Below are 17,662 nucleotides of genomic sequence, written 5' to 3'. Positions count from 1 at the left end.
ATCGGCGTCCATCTGCGTCATCTGCGGATTATTCCTTCCGGAAGCACCCGCCAAGGCCGATCTTCGGCTAGGCGAGTCGGTCGCCGGGACGCTTCGCGGCTGGCGCTGTGCCGAATCTGGGCATTTGTTTTATCCGCAGACGGACGCAGATCCACTGAACTTTTCTTGTTTCCCCGCCTTTCCGTGTAATCCGTGAAATCTGTGGATTATTCAACCACTAAGCCGCCGCGGCGGTCGGCGACAGATCGTCGTCGCCGTCCAGGGGCACCTGGTGGTAATCGGCCAGTGCCGGCCGGCGCATGCGCCACCAGTAGGTGATGGTGCTGTAAGGCCAGTTGTTGGTGATCTTGCCGTCCTCGGTCTTGTACCAGCTATTGCAGCCGGTCGCCCAGACCGTGGTGTCCAGGCTGGCCTGGCACTCCCGCTGCCAGCGCCGCATGGCGTCCTCGCGCAGGCTCAAGGCCTTGAGGCCGCGCTCGTGCATGGCCTCCAGGCATTGCATGACGTAGCCGACCTGTCGCTCGATCATGAACACGATCGAGTTGTGGCCCAGGTTGGTGTTCGGCCCGTACAGCATGAAGAAATTGGGGAAGCCGGGCACCGTCACGCCCAGATAGGCATGCGCGCCGGACGACCACTCCTCGTCGTTGAGGCTGCGGCCGCCCTTGCCGTAGACCGTCATCGGCGTCAGGAACTCGGTGCTCTTGAAACCGGTGGCGTAGATGATGGTGTCGGCCTCGCGCTCGCGGCCGTCCGCGCTGACCACGCCGTTCGGCGTCACTTCGCTCACCCGGCTGTCGACCAGTTCCACGTTGTCCCGCTGCAGGGCCTCGTAATAGTGGTCGGACAGCAGCACGCGCTTACAGCCCACCGGATAGTCCGGGATCAGCTTGGCCTGGAGCTCCGGATCGGGCACCCGCTTGCGCATGTCCCGCACCGCGAGCCATTCGAACAGGCGGCCGAGCCGGGTATCGCCCCGCGCGAACACCGGCCAGCGCATCTCGTGCTTGAGCCAGAGCCAGCCGCGCAGCATCCGCACGATGACCGGGAAACGCGTGAACAGACCCTTCTCGAACGCGGTATAGGGCCGGCCGTTCTGGCGGATCAGCCATTGGGCGCTGCGCGCGAACACCGTCAGGCGTTCGACCTGCGGCGCGATCCTGGGGATGAACTGCACCGCGCTGGCGGCGTTGCCGACCACGGCCACGCGCTTGCCGGTCAGGTCGTGATCGTGATCCCAGCGCGCGGAGTGGAAGCTGTGCCCCCGGAAGCGGTCGATACCCGGTAGGTCCGGGATCGACGGGCGATTGAGCTGGCCGGTGCCGCTGACCAGAACGCGGGCGCGCACCCGGCCGCCGTCCGCCGTGCGGATATCCCAGCGACCGTCGTCCTCGTCGAAGCGGGCCTCGCTCACCTCGCAATGGAAACGGATGTGCGGGCGCACGCCGTACTTGTCGGCGCAGTGGTCGAGGTATGCCAGGATCTCGGGCTGCGGCGGGTACTTGCGCGACCAGTCGGTCTTCGGCTCGAACGAGAAGGAATAGAACATCGCCGGGATGTCGCATTCCAGCCCCGGATACGTGTTGTCGCGCCAAGTGCCGCCCACCCGGCCGGCCTTCTCGAACAACACGAAATCGTCGATACCGGCCTTCCGCAGGCGGATGGCCATGCACAAGCCGGCGAAGCCGGAGCCGACGATCGCGACCTCGACCTCGCGTGCTGGGGTGTCTGCGGCGACGGTGGCACTCATGGACGGTCTCCTCCCGCCCGGTCGAAAAATGACACAGGCGTCACTTATTTGCCCGCAAGTATACGAGAGGCGCCCGCGGGCTGTGAAGGCATGCGAGAATCGGCGTATGCGAGACAACGCCGACTATCCGACGTCCGGGGACCGGGCGGGCGACGAGCCCGCCCTCTGGCGCAAGCTGGCGCGGCAGGCCGGGCGCGCCGGCCGCGAGGTGGTGGAACGGGCGTTGCAGCTCCACTACGCCGCGCAGCGGCCCGACACGCCCGCCTGGGCGCGCCGCACCGCCTACGGCGCCCTCGCCTACTTCATCCTGCCCACCGACGCCGTGCCCGATTTCCTGGCGGGCGTCGGCTACACCGACGACCTGGCCGCCCTCACCGCCGCCATCGCGACACTGTCGGCCTATATCGACGACGGTGTGCGCGCCCGCGCCCGGGAACGCGCGCGGGCCTGGTTCGGATAGGCTGGCGCGAACGCGGCGCGCTCGGGCCTGCCCGCCTCCGGCTCAGATGCCGGGCGGCGTGCCGGCCTCGATCAGTTCCCTAACGAGCGGATTCGGGAAACGGCGCGTGATGGTCACCGCGTAGAACGTCTCGGCCAGGCCCGGCATCTGTGCGGCCTCGACCAGCACGCCGGTGGACAATTCGTCCTTGATCACGATCGGCGGCACCAGGGTCAACCCGACGTCCGCACGGGCCAGCAGACGCATCATCGCCATATCGTCGACCTCGGCGGCAACCTGCGGCCGCACTTCCAGCCGGTCCAGGAGCGCATCGAAACCCACGCGGATGCTGCTGTGCGACGTCGGCAGGACCACCGGGTGCGTGGCCAGGAGCGCCGCCAGATCGGGCCGCTCCCCGCCGGGAAGGCGATTGGGCGTGCAGACCAGGCTCACCTGCTGCTCGGCGATGCGATGCGAAACGAACGGGGTGACGGCGTCGCGTACCGGCGCCTGGTTCACCAGCACCAGATCGAGCCGCAGGGCCCGCAACGCCTGCAGCAATTCGCCCGCGCCGCCCGAATGCACGATCACCTCGACATCGGGACGGCCCAGAAGCGGGCGCAGGAAACCGATCTGGAAGTTCCGCGACAGCGTCGCCAGCGCGCCCACCCGCAAGACCTGACGGCGCGCCGCCGCCCCCTCCAGGGTGCCGACCAGTTCCTCGCCGATCGCGAAGATGGCGTTGGCATGGTCCAACGCGATCCGTCCGGCCTCGGTCAGGTGCAGATTGCGTCCGCGCCGCTCGAACAGTTCGTGCCCGAGTCGGTCCTCCAGCTTGCGGATTTGGGTCGACAGCGCCGACTGCGACAGGTTCAGGTGCTCCGCCGCGCGCGTCAGATTGGCTTCGTGCGCGACGGCCCAGAAATACCGCAGGTGATTGTAGTTGAGCCGGCTCATGATTCATCTACAAAAAAGAACGATACATTTCAAAAAATGATTTTTTTAAATATTAAAACCTGGGTAACATTGTGTCCATTCCCCTAGAGACGGACCCGGGCAATGTTCGCCATTTACCTGCTGCCGCTGCTCGCGCCCACGATCCTGATCGTCGCCGCCGTGATCTCGTTCCTCTCGCCGGGGCAACGACCGCGGCTGGCAACGGGCCTGGCCGAGGCCGCCGCACTCGCGGCCCTGGGAGTGACCATCGCGACCCTGGCGGTCCTGGTCGCCCTGGGACCGGGAACCAGCCCGGCGCTCGGGATTGCCGACGTGTACCTGGCGACACGCGTGGACGCGGTGAGCGTTCCCATGCTGCTGCTCGTGGCCTTCGTGGGCTGGGTGGTGGTGCGCTACGCCCGCACCTACATGGACGGCGAGCCGCGCCAGGGCGCCTTTACCGGCTGGCTGTGCACGGCACTGGCCATGGTGCTGCTGCTGGTGCAATCCGGACACCTGGTGCCGTTCGTCCTGGCCTGGGCCGCCACCAGCTACGCCCTCTACCGGCTGCTCCTGTTCTATCCCGAACGCCCGGCGGCGCAACGCGCGGCCAGCAAGAAACTGACCACCGCACGCGCCGGTGACGTAGCCCTGCTGGGCGCCGCCCTGCTGCTCGCGGTCGGCTACCGAACCGGCGACATCGCCGCCATCCTGGAGGCGGCCAGGGCCGGCACGGCGCCGCTTGCCGCCTGCGTCGCCGCGGGCCTGCTGGGATTGGCGGCATTGCTGAAGTCCGCCCAGTTCCCCACCCACGGCTGGCTCACCGAGGTGATGGAGACACCGACGCCGGTCTCGGCACTCCTTCACGCCGGGGTGATCAATGCCGGGGGCTTTCTGCTCATCCGCTTTGCCGACGTCATGCTGCTGATGCCCGGGGTGCTCGCCGTGCTGGTCATGGTCGGGGGGCTGACCGCGCTGTTCGGCGGATTGGTGATGCTCACCCAGCCCGCGGTCAAAACCTCCCTGGCATGGTCCACCGTGGCGCAGATGGGTTTCATGATCCTGCAATGCGGTCTGGCCCTGTTCCCGCTGGCCCTGCTGCACATCATCGCCCACTCGCTTTACAAGGCGCACGCCTTCCTCTACTCGGGCAACACCGTCGAGCACGTGACGGACATCCGGCGTCCCGGGCCCATCGCCATCCCCAGCATGGCCGCGGTGGGCAAGTCATTCCTCCTGGCGCTGGCGATCTACGCCCTGACGGGCGCCGCCATCGGCTTCGAGGACAAGTCGCCCCAGGCCATCGCGCTCGGCGCCATCCTCATCTTCGGTGTCGCCTATCTACTGGCCCAGGGGCTGGCGGACGCCGCGCCCCGGGCACTGACATACCGGACGGCGCTGTACTCGGTGACGGCGTCGGTCGCGTATTTCTCGCTGCAGACCATGGCGACGACGCTGACCGCCGACGCCCTCCCGGTCACGCCCGCGCCGGGGCCGCTGGAATGGGCACTGATCGTGCTGGCGGTGGTCAGCTTCGGTCTGGTGGCGGTGGCCCAGGCCATGTTCCCGCTGTGGGCCTATCACCCCGCGTCGGCGGGCCTGCGCGTGCATCTGTCCAACGGGCTTTACGTCAACGCCCTGTTCGACCGCGCGCTCGGGCGCTGGTCCGCCCGCGAAAATCATTGAACGCCTCGAGGAGAAGCCGCATGCACAAGCACGAACCGGCGGGCGGCGCTGCCGCGGAGCACCCCGCGCTCGCCGCCGCGCAGGCAGCCGCGCGGGCCATCCCGCCGACCTGGCCGCTGGAGGCGACCGTCGCCGTCAACCCGTTTCTGGGGCAGACCGGCGAGAACCTGCCCCATGCCGCGGCGCGCTTGGCCCGCGTCGCCGCGGCACCCGTCACCATGCCCAGGGCGTGGTACCGAGAGCGTATCGAATCGGGCGTCATCAGCGATGCGGACCTCGCCGCTGCGCTGGCGCGTGCGCCGCGGCCGCGCCCGCCGACGGTGGCCGCCCTCAAGGCCGCCGCCGCGGATCCCGATCCCGAGGTGGCGGCACTGCCCACCATCGCCGACCTGGCCGCCGAGGGCACGGGCGTGGACTACCCCGAGCTCATCGCGGAACGCATCGGGCTGTGGGCGGCCGGCTACTTCGATCGCGGCCAGGCGCTGTGGGCGGCGCCCCAGGAGAAAACGCCGTACACCGCCTGGCGGGCCACCGCGATCTACGACCTGACGCCCGAGATCGCCGGCGTGCGCGGCTTCGCGGCCCGCGTCGCGGAAGCCCCCCGCACCGCGGAGGAAACCATCATCGAGAGCGTCGCGACGCTCGGCCTCGACGAGGCGGCACTGCCGACCTATTTCCACCGGCTGCTCGCCACCCTGGGCGGCTGGGCACAGTATGCGCGCCACCTGCAGTGGCAGGCCGAGCTCGCCGGCGAACACGACGACGGCGTGGTCGACCTGCTGGCGATCCGGCTGATCTGGGAGCAGGCGCTCTACGACCAGCACACCGAAACCGTCGCCGAACGCTGGCGTTCCGTACGCGCCGCCCACGCCGAGCCGCTGGCACCCGACCTCGACCAGGTGACTAGCGCGACCCTCCAGGAAGCGGCCGAACGCGCCGAGCAACGCCGGCTGGCGGCAACCTTCCTCGCGCCGGCGGCGAACGACCGCGGGCGTCCGTCGCTGCAGGCGGCGTTCTGCATCGACGTCCGCTCCGAGGTCATCCGCCGCGCCCTGGAGAGCGTCGACGACGGCATCGAGACGCTGGGGTTCGCCGGCTTCTTCGGCCTGCCCCTGGAACATCGCCGCTTCGCGTCGGACGTCACCGAGTCCCGGCTGCCGGTGCTGCTGGAGCCCGAACTGCACACCCGCGCCGGCGGCCCCGAGTACGCCGAGGCCGACCGCAAGACCCGCCTGGCCGCCAGGGCGGTGCGCGCCTGGGGGCGCTTCAAGCTGGCCGCGGTGTCCTCGTTCGCCTTCATCGAAGCCGCCGGACCGCTCTACGTGGGCAAGCTGCTGCGCGGGGCGCTCGCGCGGCCGGCGGACCACGGCCACCACGAACCGCCCCCGAAGCTCGATCCCGAGCTGCCGGCCGCCGAGCGCGTGACGACCGCCGAGACGATTCTCCGGGCAATGTCGTTGACCGACGGCTTTGCACGGCTGGTGGTGCTGACGGGTCACGGCGCGAACGTCGTCAACAATCCGCATGCCAGTGCCCTGCATTGCGGCGCCTGCGGCGGCTACGCCGGCGACGTCAACGCCCGCTTGTTGGCGGCGCTGCTCAACGACGCCGAAGTGCGCACCGGTCTCGCCGAGCGCGGCATCCGGATTCCCGATGACACCCTGTTCGTGGGGGCGCTGCACGACACCACCACGGACACGGTCACCCTGTACGACGATGACTGTCCCGCGCCGGGGCACGCGACGGACCTGGACACCGCGCGCCGTTGGCTGCGGACCGCCGGCGAGATCGTGCGCGGCGAACGGACGCGCCGGTTGCCGCGGGCGCGCACGGCGCGCGACATCCATCGGCGCAGCCGCGACTGGGCCGAGGTGCGCCCGGAGTGGGGCCTGGCCGGCTGCAAGGCGTTCATCGCCGCGCCGCGACACCGCACGGTCGACCGGCAACTCGAAGGCCGCACCTTCCTGCACAACTACGATTGGCGCGCGGACGAGGGCTTCGAGGTACTGGAGCTGATCATGACGGCACCGGTGGTGGTGGCGAGCTGGATCAGCCTGCAGTACTACGGTTCCGTGGTGGCGCCGACGGTATTCGGCGCCGGCAACAAGCTGCTGCACAACGTGGTCGGCGGCATGGGGGTACTCGAGGGCAACGACGGCCCGCTGCGGGTCGGGATGCCCTGGCAGTCGGTACACGACGGCGAGCGGCTGGTGCACGAACCGCTGCGTCTGACCGTCGTGATCGAGGCTCCCACGGACGCCATGAACGACGTGCTGGCACGACACCCGCAGGTGCGCGCCTTGTTCGACAACGGCTGGCTACACCTCATCGCCATGGATGACGGCGGCTCGCTGACCCGGCGCTACTGCGGGAACCTGCGCTGGGAACCCACGGAAGGACAGGAGCGGGACGGCCCGGCGTTGGCGACGGCGAGTGCCTCGTGATCCGAAGCCAGACAGCCCCGCGGTTTTGACACGGACGGCTCCGAGGATTTATTGATCCGTTCATTGCACGCGCCGACGCCAGCGGACCGGCCAGGAAATCGATCGCCGGCCTGACCACGGCCGCGGACCACGGGACGGACACGCGTCGGCCGACGCGTCGAGGAAGGAGGCCGGATCAGGTATGACCGCGACACATCCCACCCGGCGGGGCGACGGCTTCGCCGCCGCCGACAGCCCGGACACGCTGGGCGGCGCGGTGCGTGCGTTCTTCCGCTATCCGAGCCCGCTGATCCTCGCGGCGGCCCTGCTGGCGGCGCTCGCGTACCGGCTCCACCTGGGCGCCCTAGGCGCCGGCGACGCGCTGGCCGTGACCGCACCCTGGCTGGTATGGCCGCTGCTGGAATGGACCCTGCACCGCTACGTACTGCACCTGCGGCCGTTCACGCTGCTCGGCCTGCGCGTCGACCTGGACTTCGCGCGCAAGCACCGCGCCCACCACCGCGAGCCCTGGATCCCGGAACTGATCTTCCTGCCGCCCTACCTCCACCTGGTGGCGATCCCGACGTTGGCGGCGCTGGCCTTCGCGCTGCTGCCCACCCCCGGCCCGGCGGCCAGCGTGCTGACCGGTCTCTTCAGCGTCGCGCTCCTGTACGAGTGGACCCACTACATCGTGCACACGCGCATCCAGCCCCGCAGCCGCATGGCGCGACGGATATTCCGGAACCATCGGATGCACCACTTCCGCAACGAGAACTATTGGTACAGCTTCACCGTGCCGCCGATCGACCGGGCGCTGGGCACCGGGCCGGACCACGGCAGCGTGCCGCGCTCCGAAACCTGCCGCACACTGGGCGTCGACGACGCGGACCACCCCTAGGAGAACGCGCACATGGGTATCATTTCCTGGATCGTGCTCGGCCTGATCGCCGGCGCCCTGGCCAAGTGGCTGATGCCCGGCAAAGATCCGGGCGGTATTCTGGTCACCATTCTCATCGGCATCGCCGGCGCCCTGGTCGGCGGCTTCATCGCCTCGCTCCTCGGCATCGGCGGAGTCTCCGGCTTCAGCCTCGGCAGCATCGTGATCGCGACCGGCGGCGCGCTACTCCTGCTGTGGGGCTACCGGCAACTCAACTAGCCCGGCCCGGCGCCGGGCTCGCGCTGCGCTGTGCCGCGGCGGCGTCGCTGGGCCTGGCACCGGTGCTCTGGTTCCAGGGGCGCGGCGTGCGCCGGCGGACACCCCGAGTCGGTCCCGCCGCGGGGGCGGCCACAGGCCATGTCGCGGGGGCGACGCCACCGCTGTCGCTGCTCACCCTCGGCGAATCGCCGGTGGCCGGCTGGGGCGCCCCCGACCACGGACAAGCGATAACCGGCCGCCTGGCCGCGGCACTCGCCCGTCGCACCGGGCGCGCCGTCGACTGGCGCGCCCGCGGCCGCGACGGCGTCACCGCCGCGCGAACCCGGCGCGAATTGCTGCCGGGCCTCGATCCGGTACCGGGCGGCATCGTGGTGGCGGCCCTGGGCGTGAACGACAGCGTGGGCCTCACCCCGCCCCGCGCGTGGCGCCGCGAGCTGGCCGGCCTGATCGATGACATCCGCGCGCGGCTGCGACCGGCGACGATCGCCATCTCGGGCGTACCGCCGATGCATCGCTTCCCCGCCCTGCCCCAACCCCTGGCCGGCGCGCTGGGGCTGCGCGCGGCCCTGCTCGACGCCATCGCCCGCGATGCCGCCGTCGCCGCCGGCTGCCGCTTCGTGCCCGTGCCGCGCGACGGCGGGCCCGATTTCTTCTGCACCGACGGTTTCCATCCCTCGCCCGCCGGCCACGCGCGCTGGGCCGATATCCTCGCCGCGGCCCTGGCGCCGGAAATCGCCCCGCACGATACCGACGCCGCATGAACCGCCCGACCCTGCAGATCGTCTCCGGCGGCCAGACCGGTGTCGACCGCGGTGCCCTCGATGCCGCCCTGGCGGCGGGCGTGCCCTGCGGCGGCGCCTGTCCCGCCGGCCGCCGCGCCGAGGACGGCCCGATCCCGGCCCGATACCCGCTGACGACGCTGGACGATCCGGGCTATGCCGCGCGCACCGAAGCCAATGTGCGCGACACCGACGCCACCCTGATCCTGTGTCCCGGCCCGCCGACCGGCGGCACCGAACTCACGCGCCGCTTCGCCGAACGCCACGGGCGTCCGGTGCTGCTGGTCGACGCCGATCGCCTGTCGCCGGACGAGGCCGCCGGCGAGGCCCGGCGGTTCGTGGCCGGACACGGCGTGACGCGCCTCAACGTCGCCGGCCCGCGCGCCAGCGGCTGGCCGGCGGGGGCGGATTACGCCCGGCACACGATCGCGGTCCTGATTGAATCGTGGGAGACATCGTGAAGCTCAAACTCAAGGTGGTGCCGGGCGCCCGGCGAGACGAGATCGCCGGCTGGCTCGGCGATGCCCTCAAGGTCCGCGTGAGCGCGCCGCCCGAGAAGGGCAAGGCCAACGCCGCGGTGATCGCGCTGCTCGCCGCGCGCCTGGGCGTGCCCGAACGCGATGTGCACCTGGTGTCGGGTGCCGGCGCCCCCCGCAAGACCGTCGAGATCGACGGCGTCACGCCGGACGACCTGAGGCGTATCCTGTGATTGGTGATTCGCGGACCGGCGGTTATGCTGACCGCCGGCTTGTGCGGGGCCTGTGATGCCCGATCCGATCCTGATCGTCGCGCTTCTGCTGGCGGCAGGCCTGTTCTTTCTCGGCCTGTCGGGCGCGCGTATCCGGCGGCGGCGCCCACTGGCCGCGGCGCGCAGCGCCTGCGCGGGCGGCGGCTGTCTGACCCTGGGCGGTCTGCTCATTGCCGCGGGGCTCAATCTCTACACCTACGCCCGGCTGACCTACGAACAGCCGGTCGCGACCGTGACCTTCGAGCATCGGGGCGACGGCCGCTATCTGGCCCGGCTGGCACAACCCGGCAAGCCCACCCGGCGCTACGAACTGGCCGGCGACGAGTGGCAGCTCGACGCCCGCGTGCTGAAATGGCGCGCCCCCGCCAATCTCCTGGGGCTGGACGCGCAATACCGCCTGGAACGCCTCAGCGGCCGCTACGCCGACGTCGTCGACGAGACCTCCCGGCCGCGCACCGCGCACGACCTCGCCGACGAGCCCGGCCTGGACGTCTGGACCCTGGCGCGTCGCCATTCGAGCTGGCTGCCGCTGGTCGACGCCAGCTACGGTAGCGCCACCTACCTGCCCATGGCCGACGGCGCCCGCTTCAGCGTCAGCCTGACCCAGTCGGGGTTGATCGCGCGCGCCGAGAACCGGGCCGCGCGCGAGGCCGCGGCCGACTGGTGACCACGAAGACCAAGCTCAGACAAAAACATCGGCATAACGAAGGGAGAGACCATGACCCAACTGATGACCGACCCCACCATGCAGGTATTCGCCGTGTGCGCCGCCCTGCTGGTGCTCAAGATGTGGCTTACCGGCACCGCCACGGGTGTCACGCGCATCGTGCGCAAGGCCTACATCACCGAGGAGGATTACGCCCTCGTGGGCAAGGCCGAGCCGAACACCGACCCGCTCGTGGAGCGCCTGCGCCGCATCCACCAGAACGACCTGGAGAACATCCTGCCCTTCCTCGCGGCGGGTTTCCTGTATGCCCTGACCGGCCCCTCGCAGGACTTGGCGTGGTGGCTGTTCACCGTGTTCACGGCCGCCCGCATCGCCCACACCGGTACCTACCTGCTATCCCTGCAGCCGTGGCGCACGATCGCCTTCGAGGTCGGCAACATCGCGCTGCTGGTGATCGTGATCCTGCTCCTGCTGGCCGTGATCTGAGGACGCCCGCCCCGCGGGGATGCGGGGCGGCCTAGCCCGGCGGCGGCCCGAACAGGGCGTAGGCACCGGTGGCGTGGGCCACCAGGCGCCCGTCGCTCTCGCTCTCGATCGACACGGTGCAGGTCATCTGCCGGCGGCCCCGGCGCAGAATGCGGCAGCGCGCGGCCAGCGCCGCGCGCGGCGGACGGTTCAGGAACTCGATATTGAGATGGCTGGTGACGCCGTACTCGCCGTCCGGCACGTGGCCGACCACGGCCGCGTACAGGGCGATATCCACCAGCGTCATGAGAACCGGGCCCGAGACGGTATCGCCCAGGCGCACCATGTTCTCGCGGAACGGCACGCGCACCTCGGCGCCGTCCCCGGTCACCGCCGTCACTTCGAACTCGAACCCGAGGGCCGAGGCCACGTTGCGCTCGATCGCGGCCTGCACCTCGGCCGCCGTCATCAGACTCATCCACCCACTCCCAACAAACCGGTGACGCCATCGTAGGCCAGCCGCGCCGCCAGCGACAGCAGCACGATCCGGAACACGATGCGGAACAACCGCTCGTCGAACAGCCCCACCATGCGCCGTCCCAGCAGTGTCCCCGCGATCACCGCCACGCTCATCGGCACGAGCAGGTCGAGTTCGCCGAGCAGGCCGAACCCCTGCCAGGCGAAGGCCGCGATCTTGAGCAGGTGCACCAGGGTCTGGCACACGGCCATGCTCGCGATCACGGTCTCCTTGGACCAGTCCTCGCGCAGGAAGAACGGCGCGATCAGCAACCCGGTGGCGCCCACGACCATGCCCGCGCCACCCGAGATCGCCCCCGCCGCGACGAGACCGGCGGCGCCGCCCAGGCGCGCGCGGTGGATCAGCCCCGGCATGGTCGCCAACACCACGAAGCCCGCCATCACCAGGCGCAGCAGGTCGGCGTCCGCGCGTACCACCAACGGCGCCACCAGGAAGGGCGCCGGCGCCGCGCCGACCAGGAACAACGCCAACCCGCGCCAATCCACATGGGTCAGATAGGCCAGCGTGCGCGTGCCGTTGGACACGAGCTGGACCCCGGCATGCAGCGGCACCGCCACGGCCGGCGCCAGGCCGGCCGCGTACAGGGCCGCGATCAGGACGGTGCCCCCGCCCAGCCCGGTCATGCCGGAAAGGGTCGCGGCCGCCAGGGCGACGAGAGTGAGAATAACGGCCATCATGGCGTGACATCCTATGCCAAATGCCGGCATTCGCGCGTAAACTGGGAAAGATGTCGTTCCGGATTAACCCGCGCAAGGGACTGCGCCGCCTGCTCCCCTTGGCCCTGGCCGCGGTCGTGACGCCGGCGGCCGCGCTCGACCTGTCGCTGGAGGCCAGCCTCGAGTACCGGCATTTCCCGGAGGACGCGCCGCACCCGGCCCAGCACCGGGACTACGGCTCGCTGGCCCTGGCCCCGGAGGTCTATGCCGACTGGGACAACCGCGACCAGAGCGTGACCCTGCGCCTGTTCGGACGCCTCGACCGCCATGACGACCGCCGCACCCACGCCGACGTGCGCGAGGCCTTCTACCGTTATACCGCGCGCGACTTCGAATGGCGGGTGGGCGTACAGCGCGAATTCTGGGGCGTGCTGGAATCCGCACACCTGGTGGACACCATCAACCAGTCCGATTTCGTCGAGGACATCGCCGGCGAGGCCAAGCTCGGCCAGCCCATGGTGAACCTGGCCTGGTTCGCCCCGGTCGGAACGGTGGATTTCTACCTGATGCCGGTCTTCCGGGAGCGCACCTTCCCGGCCGAGGACGGGCGTCCGCGTCCCCTGCTCCCGGTCTCCACCGCCGCGGCGCGCACCGACGACGACGGCCTGGACGCGGCGGTGCGCTACTTCGGCAGCTTCGGCCGGCTGGACGTGGGCCTGTCGTGGTTCCACGGCACCGGCCGGGATCCGCGCTTCGATACCATCTACGACGCCTGCGACGTCAGCGTGCGCTTCAACCCCCTGTTCGGCCTGCCGCTGATACCGCCGGTCACCCTGGGCTGCGACCGTGCCCGCGCCATCGATCCCGGCGTCCTGCCGCCCTGGCTGCCGCGACTCATCGAGGGCGTGGACGTGACCGTCGACGCCCCCCGTTTCGCGCCGGTCTACGACCGCATCGACCAGGCGGGCATCGACCTGCAGTACGTGCGCGGCGCCCTGTCGCTCAAGGCCGAGGCCATCCATCGCCGCGCCCGCGAGTTCGAATTCACCGCCGCGGGCGTCGGTCTCGAATACACCCTCTACGACCTGTTCGGCAGCGGCTACGACCTGGGCCTGCTGGCGGAATATCTCTATGACGAGCGCGGCCGCCTGGATCGCGCCGTGGCGGAGGCCGCCGCGCGCCTGGCCGAATCCGACACCCTGCGTTTCGACTCGATCCGCGAGGCCCGCGCGTTCCAGGTGGCCGTGGACGAGACCCAGAACGCCGCCATCCTCCAGGACGACCTGTTCCTCGGCGGACGGCTGGCCTTCAACGACCTCGCCGGCAGCGAGATCCTGGCGGGCGCCGTGCGCGACCTGGAGACCGGCGCCCTGTTCGCCAACCTGGAGGCCAGCCGTCGCTTCCTCGGCAGCTACCGCGCGGCCCTGACCGGCCGTTTCTTCTTCGACATACCGGTGACCGACCCCCTATACGGCTTCCGCGACGACGACTACCTCGCCGTGACCGTCACGCGTTTTTTCTGAGAAAACAAGACTCTAACCACAGAGGCACAGAGGGCACAGAGGGCCGATACACAAATTGGTTTTCTCTGTGTCCTCTGTGCCTCTGTGGTTCAATCCCCAGTTGAAAAACACCCGCGCAGTAACGATCAAAGCCGCCAAGCGTGGAAGCGGGCCAGCAGGCGCAGGGCCCAGGCGGGTGCGTGTTGCCGCTTCCATTCGCCGGCGGCGAACTTGGCGGCCTCGGCGTAGGTGGGATAAACGTGGATGGTGCCCAGGAGCTTGTTCAGGCCGAGGCCGTGCTTCATCGCCAGCACGAACTCGGCGATGGTCTCGCCGGCGTGCGTCCCCACCACCGTGGCGCCCAGGATGCGGTCCTTGCCGGGGACCGTGAGCACCTTCACCACGCCGCGGGCCTCGTCCTCGGCGATGGCGCGGTCGAGGTCGGCGATGTCGTAGCGGGTGACCTCGTAATCGATGCCCTCGGCCCGGGCACGGGTCTCGTTGAGTCCGACCGTGGCCACCTCGGGATCGGTGAACGTGGCCCAGGGGATCACCGAGTAATCCACCCGGAAGCGCTTGAAGCTGCCGAACAGGCCGTTGACCGCGGCGAACCAGGCCTCGTGCGCCGCCGTGTGGGTGAACTGGTACGGCGCGATGGCATCGCCGCAGGCATAGATGGTGGGCACGGAGGTCTGCAGGAAGTCGTCGACGCCGATGGCGCGATCGGTGTCGATGCCCAGCGCTTCCAGGCCGAAGCCTTCCAGGCGGGCGGCCCGGCCGACGGCCACCAGCAGGCGATCGAAGTCGATCTCCACGGTCTCGCCGCCGCGGTCGCAGACCAGCACCCGGCGTTCGGGGTCCACCCGCACGGCCTCGTGGCCGGTGCGCACCTCGACACCGTCCGCCGCCAGACGCTCGCGGACGAGGGCCGCGATGTCCGGATCCTCGGCGCCCATCAGGCGGTCCGCCATCTCCACCTGCACGACCCGCGAGCCGAGATTGGCGAAGGCCTGGGCCATCTCGCAGCCGATCGGCCCGCCGCCGAGCACCACCAGCCGCTCCGGCAACTCGCGCAGGTCCCAGAGATTGTCCGAGGTCAGGTAGTCGGTATCCGCCAGGCCCGGAATGGAGGGCACCAGCGGCTCGGCCCCGGTGGCGAGCACGATGGCGCGCGCGGTGAGGCGCTCGCCGTTGACCTCGACGGTCCAGGGATCGACCACGCGGGCATGGCCGGTGCGGCACTCCACGCCCAGACCCTCGTAGCGTTCGATCGAGTCGTGCGGCGCGATCGTGTCGATCGCGCCGCGCACGCGCGCCATCACGTCGGCGAAATCGAACTCGGCCTCCGCCGTCCGCACCCCGAAGTCGCGATGGCGGCGCACATGCGACAGGAACTTCGCCGTACGCAACAGGGCCTTGGAGGGCACGCAGCCGGTATTGAGGCAGTCCCCGCCCATGCGATCGCGCTCGATCAGGGTCACCCGCGCCTTGACCGCGGCGGCGATGTAGGCCGCCACGAGTCCGGCCGAGCCGGCGCCGATCACGATCAGGTTGCGGTCGAAGCGCCGCGGGCGCTTGTGGCCGCGCAGGGCCTTGCGCCGCTCGAACAGACGCAGCGTCTTGCGCGCCAGCAGCGGAAACAGTCCCAGCAGCACGAACGCGCCGATCAGCGAGGGCGACAGGATGTCGCCGGCGGCGGACACCTGGCCGAGCTGGGTACCGGCGTTCACGTACACCAGGGTGCCCGGCAGCATCCCGATCTGACTCACCAGGTAAAAAGTGCCGGCACGGATGGGCGTGAGCGCCATCGCCAGGTTGATCACGAAGAACGGGAACACCGGCACCAGCCGCAGGGCGAACAGATAGTACGCCCCGTCGCGCTCGACGCCGCGGTTGACCGCGGCCAGCCGACGCCCGAAACGCCGCTGCACGACATCGCGCAGCAGGAAGCGCGCCACCAGGAAGGCCAGCGTCGCCCCGATGCTGGAGGCGAAGGACACCAGCAACGTGCCCGCGCCCAGCCCGAACAACGCCCCGGCCACCAGGGTCATGGCCGCCGCTCCGGGGATGGACAAGGCCGTGACCGCCACGTAACCCGCGAAGAACGCCGCCGCCAGGGCCACCGGATGGGCCTGCCGGAAGGCCTCCACGGCATCGCGCTGGGCGGCGAAGCAATCCAGCGACAGCAGGCCGTCGGCGCAGGCCGGACCGAGACGGCTGCCGGGGTCCGACAGCAGGAAGATGCCGATTGCGGCGGCCACCGCGATCGCCAATAGGATGCGTTTCGTCACTCTTGCTCCTTCTCCGATCGGTCGCGGGGGCGACCGCCCCGCGCCGCCGATCCCGATCCCCTGTCTACGCCCGCCGTAGACGACCGGTTGCCTGCGCCCGCCATTGCACCGGCGGCAGATGGGACGGACCCATTTCTGCTAGCATTGCGCTTTTGCCGAGGCCCGTTGGGACGGGCGGAAATGATGTACGAAACCGACAATCTGCGCATCAAGGGGATCAAGGAACTGGTGGCCCCGAGCGCCCTGCTCGAGGAGCTGCCGATCAGCGAGCGGGCCGCCGAGACCGTGTACCGCACGCGCCGCGAGATCCAGGACATCCTGCACGGTCGCGACGACCGGCTGCTGGTGGTCGTGGGGCCCTGCTCGATCCATGACGTGGACGCCGCCCGCGACTACGCCCGCAAGCTGGCGGATATCCGCGAGCGGCTGTCCGACCGGCTGCTGGTGGTGATGCGCGTCTACTTCGAGAAGCCGCGCACCACGGTCGGCTGGAAGGGCCTGATCAACGATCCCGACCTGGACGACTCCTTCCACATCAACAAGGGCGTGCGCCTGGCCCGCAAGCTGCTGCTGGACCTCGCCGACGAGGGCATCCCCGCGGGCGTGGAATTCCTGGACCTGATCACGCCGCAGTACCTGGCCGACCTGGTCGCCTGGGGCGCGATCGGCGCCCGCACCACGGAGAGCCAGGGCCACCGCGAGCTGGCCTCCGGCCTGTCCTGCCCCGTGGGCTTCAAGAACGGCACCGGCGGCTCGATCAAGATCGCGGTGGACGCGGTCGGCGCCGCGCACCACCCGCACCATTTCCTGTCGCTGACCAAGGACGGCCACTCGGCCATCTTCACCACCGCGGGCAACGACGACAGCCACGTGATCCTGCGCGGCGGCAGCAACGGCCCGAACTACGACAGCGATTCGGTGGCCGCCGCCGTGGCGCTGCTGGAGCAGGCCGGCCTGCCGGGCCGGTTGATGATCGACCTGTCGCACGCCAACAGCCGCAAGCAGCACAAGAAGCAGCTCGAGGTGGGCCGCGACGTCGCCGGCCAGGTGGCCGCCGGCAGCGAGGCCATCTTCGGCGTGATGATCGAATCGCACCTGGTCGAGGGCAACCAGAAGCTGGCCCCCGGCCAGCCGCTGACCTACGGCCAGAGCATCACCGATGCCTGCCTGTCGTGGGAAGACACCGCGCCGCTGCTGGAGGATTTCGCCGAGGCGGTGGCCCAACGCCGCGAGCTGACCTCGGCCGAAGCCTCCTGATACCGGCTCAGATCCGGGACGGATCCGCGGACGGATCGCCGTCCGCGGGGACGCGCACGTCCGCCCGCCATTCGAGACGGCTGATGACGCCGTCGCCATCGGTGTCCAGCCTCTCGAACCGGCTGTCGGAGAACCCCGCCCGCCGTGCCTCGAACGGCGCGATACGACCGTCGTCGTTGATATCGACTTGCTTGAAATCGAGCGCCGGCGGAGCGCCGGCGGCGGGCGCGGCAACCAGTGTCGCCGCGACGGCGCCGATACCCGCGATCGTATCGCGGACCATGGTTGGACGCCTCATCTCTGCCTCCTCGTGCCCGTCGTCGATGCGGCACGGGTCTGGTCCCCTGTCCCCATGGTATCGAAATGAAC

Annotated in this window: 18 protein-coding genes; 12 read left to right on the top strand and 6 right to left on the bottom strand. The window is 70.1% G+C overall.

Annotated features, from left to right (window positions below):
• Positions 1 to 217: 217 nt before the first annotated feature.
• The gene (locus PC39_RS03650; protein ID WP_353252002.1) at positions 218 to 1,750 is read right to left on the bottom strand and encodes a flavin-containing monooxygenase; all 1,533 of its coding nucleotides are present in this window, start codon (positions 1,748 to 1,750) and stop codon (positions 218 to 220) included.
• Positions 1,751 to 1,856: 106 nt separating this feature from the next.
• Between PC39_RS03650 and PC39_RS03645 the strand changes: the two genes are divergently transcribed.
• Complete coding sequence (locus PC39_RS03645; RefSeq protein WP_353252001.1) at positions 1,857 to 2,210, top strand: YkvA family protein; 354 nt, start codon at positions 1,857 to 1,859, stop codon at positions 2,208 to 2,210.
• A 42-nt stretch (positions 2,211 to 2,252) separates the two neighbouring features.
• Here PC39_RS03645 and PC39_RS03640 read toward each other — a convergent pair whose 3' ends face one another.
• Positions 2,253 to 3,146, bottom strand: coding sequence for a LysR family transcriptional regulator (locus tag PC39_RS03640; RefSeq protein ID WP_353252000.1), 894 nt, complete (start codon positions 3,144 to 3,146; stop codon positions 2,253 to 2,255).
• A 102-nt stretch (positions 3,147 to 3,248) separates the two neighbouring features.
• On the opposite strand from PC39_RS03640, the gene PC39_RS03635 reads away from it, so the two are divergent.
• The 9 genes from PC39_RS03635 (at position 3,249) to PC39_RS03595 (ending at position 11,070) form a co-directional block, all read left to right on the top strand.
• Entirely contained in the window at positions 3,249 to 4,811 is a 1,563-nt protein-coding gene (locus PC39_RS03635; protein WP_353251999.1) for a proton-conducting transporter transmembrane domain-containing protein, read from the top strand.
• Between the two features lie 20 nt (positions 4,812 to 4,831).
• A complete protein-coding gene (locus tag PC39_RS03630; protein ID WP_353251998.1) occupies positions 4,832 to 7,255 on the top strand; it encodes a YbcC family protein in 2,424 nt (807 codons plus the stop codon).
• Between the two features lie 181 nt (positions 7,256 to 7,436).
• On the top strand, positions 7,437 to 8,132 hold the full coding sequence (locus PC39_RS03625; protein ID WP_353251997.1) for a sterol desaturase family protein: 696 nt from the start codon (positions 7,437 to 7,439) through the stop codon (positions 8,130 to 8,132).
• A 12-nt stretch (positions 8,133 to 8,144) separates the two neighbouring features.
• Positions 8,145 to 8,390, top strand: coding sequence for a GlsB/YeaQ/YmgE family stress response membrane protein (locus PC39_RS03620; RefSeq protein WP_353251996.1), 246 nt, complete (start codon positions 8,145 to 8,147; stop codon positions 8,388 to 8,390).
• On the top strand, positions 8,366 to 9,151 hold the full coding sequence (locus PC39_RS03615; RefSeq protein ID WP_353251995.1) for an SGNH/GDSL hydrolase family protein: 786 nt from the start codon (positions 8,366 to 8,368) through the stop codon (positions 9,149 to 9,151). Before PC39_RS03620 ends, PC39_RS03615 begins: the two co-directional genes overlap by 25 nt.
• On the top strand, positions 9,148 to 9,630 hold the full coding sequence (locus PC39_RS03610; RefSeq protein WP_353251994.1) for a putative molybdenum carrier protein: 483 nt from the start codon (positions 9,148 to 9,150) through the stop codon (positions 9,628 to 9,630). Before PC39_RS03615 ends, PC39_RS03610 begins: the two co-directional genes overlap by 4 nt.
• Entirely contained in the window at positions 9,624 to 9,878 is a 255-nt protein-coding gene (locus PC39_RS03605; protein WP_353252045.1) for a DUF167 domain-containing protein, read from the top strand. The genes PC39_RS03610 and PC39_RS03605 overlap by 7 nt, the downstream gene beginning before the upstream one ends.
• Positions 9,879 to 9,933: 55 nt before the next feature.
• Entirely contained in the window at positions 9,934 to 10,584 is a 651-nt protein-coding gene (locus PC39_RS03600; protein ID WP_353251993.1) for a hypothetical protein, read from the top strand.
• A 51-nt stretch (positions 10,585 to 10,635) separates the two neighbouring features.
• Positions 10,636 to 11,070, top strand: a complete 435-nt coding sequence (locus tag PC39_RS03595) for an MAPEG family protein (protein WP_353251992.1) — start codon at positions 10,636 to 10,638, stop codon at positions 11,068 to 11,070.
• A 31-nt stretch (positions 11,071 to 11,101) separates the two neighbouring features.
• Here the strand turns inward: PC39_RS03595 and PC39_RS03590 are convergent, their stop codons facing one another.
• Positions 11,102 to 11,527, bottom strand: a complete 426-nt coding sequence (locus tag PC39_RS03590; protein ID WP_353251991.1) for a PaaI family thioesterase — start codon at positions 11,525 to 11,527, stop codon at positions 11,102 to 11,104.
• Positions 11,524 to 12,264, bottom strand: coding sequence for a sulfite exporter TauE/SafE family protein (locus PC39_RS03585; RefSeq protein WP_353251990.1), 741 nt, complete (start codon positions 12,262 to 12,264; stop codon positions 11,524 to 11,526). Before PC39_RS03585 ends, PC39_RS03590 begins: the two co-directional genes overlap by 4 nt.
• A gap of 50 nt (positions 12,265 to 12,314) precedes the next feature.
• On the opposite strand from PC39_RS03585, the gene PC39_RS03580 reads away from it, so the two are divergent.
• Entirely contained in the window at positions 12,315 to 13,766 is a 1,452-nt protein-coding gene (locus tag PC39_RS03580) for a hypothetical protein (protein WP_353251989.1), read from the top strand.
• A 125-nt stretch (positions 13,767 to 13,891) separates the two neighbouring features.
• Here the strand turns inward: PC39_RS03580 and PC39_RS03575 are convergent, their stop codons facing one another.
• Entirely contained in the window at positions 13,892 to 16,036 is a 2,145-nt protein-coding gene (locus tag PC39_RS03575) for a dihydrolipoyl dehydrogenase family protein (protein ID WP_353251988.1), read from the bottom strand.
• Positions 16,037 to 16,216: 180 nt separating this feature from the next.
• Here PC39_RS03575 and aroG point away from each other — a divergent pair, with 180 nt between their 5' ends.
• Complete coding sequence (gene aroG / locus PC39_RS03570; protein WP_353251987.1) at positions 16,217 to 17,293, top strand: 3-deoxy-7-phosphoheptulonate synthase AroG; 1,077 nt, start codon at positions 16,217 to 16,219, stop codon at positions 17,291 to 17,293.
• 7 nt (positions 17,294 to 17,300) lie between these two features.
• Here aroG and PC39_RS03565 read toward each other — a convergent pair whose 3' ends face one another.
• Positions 17,301 to 17,591: an EF-hand domain-containing protein gene (locus PC39_RS03565; protein ID WP_353251986.1), complete on the bottom strand. Its 291-nt coding sequence runs from the start codon at positions 17,589 to 17,591 to the stop codon at positions 17,301 to 17,303.
• Positions 17,592 to 17,662: the final 71 nt, after the last annotated feature.

This window comes from Salinisphaera sp. PC39, from assembly GCF_040361335.1.
Lineage (GTDB): Bacteria > Pseudomonadota > Gammaproteobacteria > Nevskiales > Salinisphaeraceae > APNM01.
The sequence above is the reverse complement of the archived record's forward strand: the minus strand, read 5'-3'. Positions and strand labels throughout refer to the sequence as shown.

Coding starts and splice junctions, on each gene's coding strand:
- PC39_RS03640 (WP_353252000.1), bottom strand. CDS start 3,146: ATGAGCCGGCTCAACTACAATCACCTGCGGTATTTCTGGGCCGTCGCG.
- PC39_RS03580 (WP_353251989.1), top strand. CDS start 12,315: ATGTCGTTCCGGATTAACCCGCGCAAGGGACTGCGCCGCCTGCTCCCC.
- PC39_RS03590 (WP_353251991.1), bottom strand. CDS start 11,527: ATGAGTCTGATGACGGCGGCCGAGGTGCAGGCCGCGATCGAGCGCAAC.
- PC39_RS03630 (WP_353251998.1), top strand. CDS start 4,832: ATGCACAAGCACGAACCGGCGGGCGGCGCTGCCGCGGAGCACCCCGCG.
- PC39_RS03595 (WP_353251992.1), top strand. CDS start 10,636: ATGACCCAACTGATGACCGACCCCACCATGCAGGTATTCGCCGTGTGC.
- aroG (WP_353251987.1), top strand. CDS start 16,217: ATGATGTACGAAACCGACAATCTGCGCATCAAGGGGATCAAGGAACTG.
- PC39_RS03600 (WP_353251993.1), top strand. CDS start 9,934: ATGCCCGATCCGATCCTGATCGTCGCGCTTCTGCTGGCGGCAGGCCTG.
- PC39_RS03610 (WP_353251994.1), top strand. CDS start 9,148: ATGAACCGCCCGACCCTGCAGATCGTCTCCGGCGGCCAGACCGGTGTC.
- PC39_RS03635 (WP_353251999.1), top strand. CDS start 3,249: ATGTTCGCCATTTACCTGCTGCCGCTGCTCGCGCCCACGATCCTGATC.
- PC39_RS03565 (WP_353251986.1), bottom strand. CDS start 17,591: ATGAGGCGTCCAACCATGGTCCGCGATACGATCGCGGGTATCGGCGCC.
- PC39_RS03620 (WP_353251996.1), top strand. CDS start 8,145: ATGGGTATCATTTCCTGGATCGTGCTCGGCCTGATCGCCGGCGCCCTG.
- PC39_RS03585 (WP_353251990.1), bottom strand. CDS start 12,264: ATGATGGCCGTTATTCTCACTCTCGTCGCCCTGGCGGCCGCGACCCTT.
- PC39_RS03645 (WP_353252001.1), top strand. CDS start 1,857: ATGCGAGACAACGCCGACTATCCGACGTCCGGGGACCGGGCGGGCGAC.
- PC39_RS03650 (WP_353252002.1), bottom strand. CDS start 1,750: ATGAGTGCCACCGTCGCCGCAGACACCCCAGCACGCGAGGTCGAGGTC.
- PC39_RS03625 (WP_353251997.1), top strand. CDS start 7,437: ATGACCGCGACACATCCCACCCGGCGGGGCGACGGCTTCGCCGCCGCC.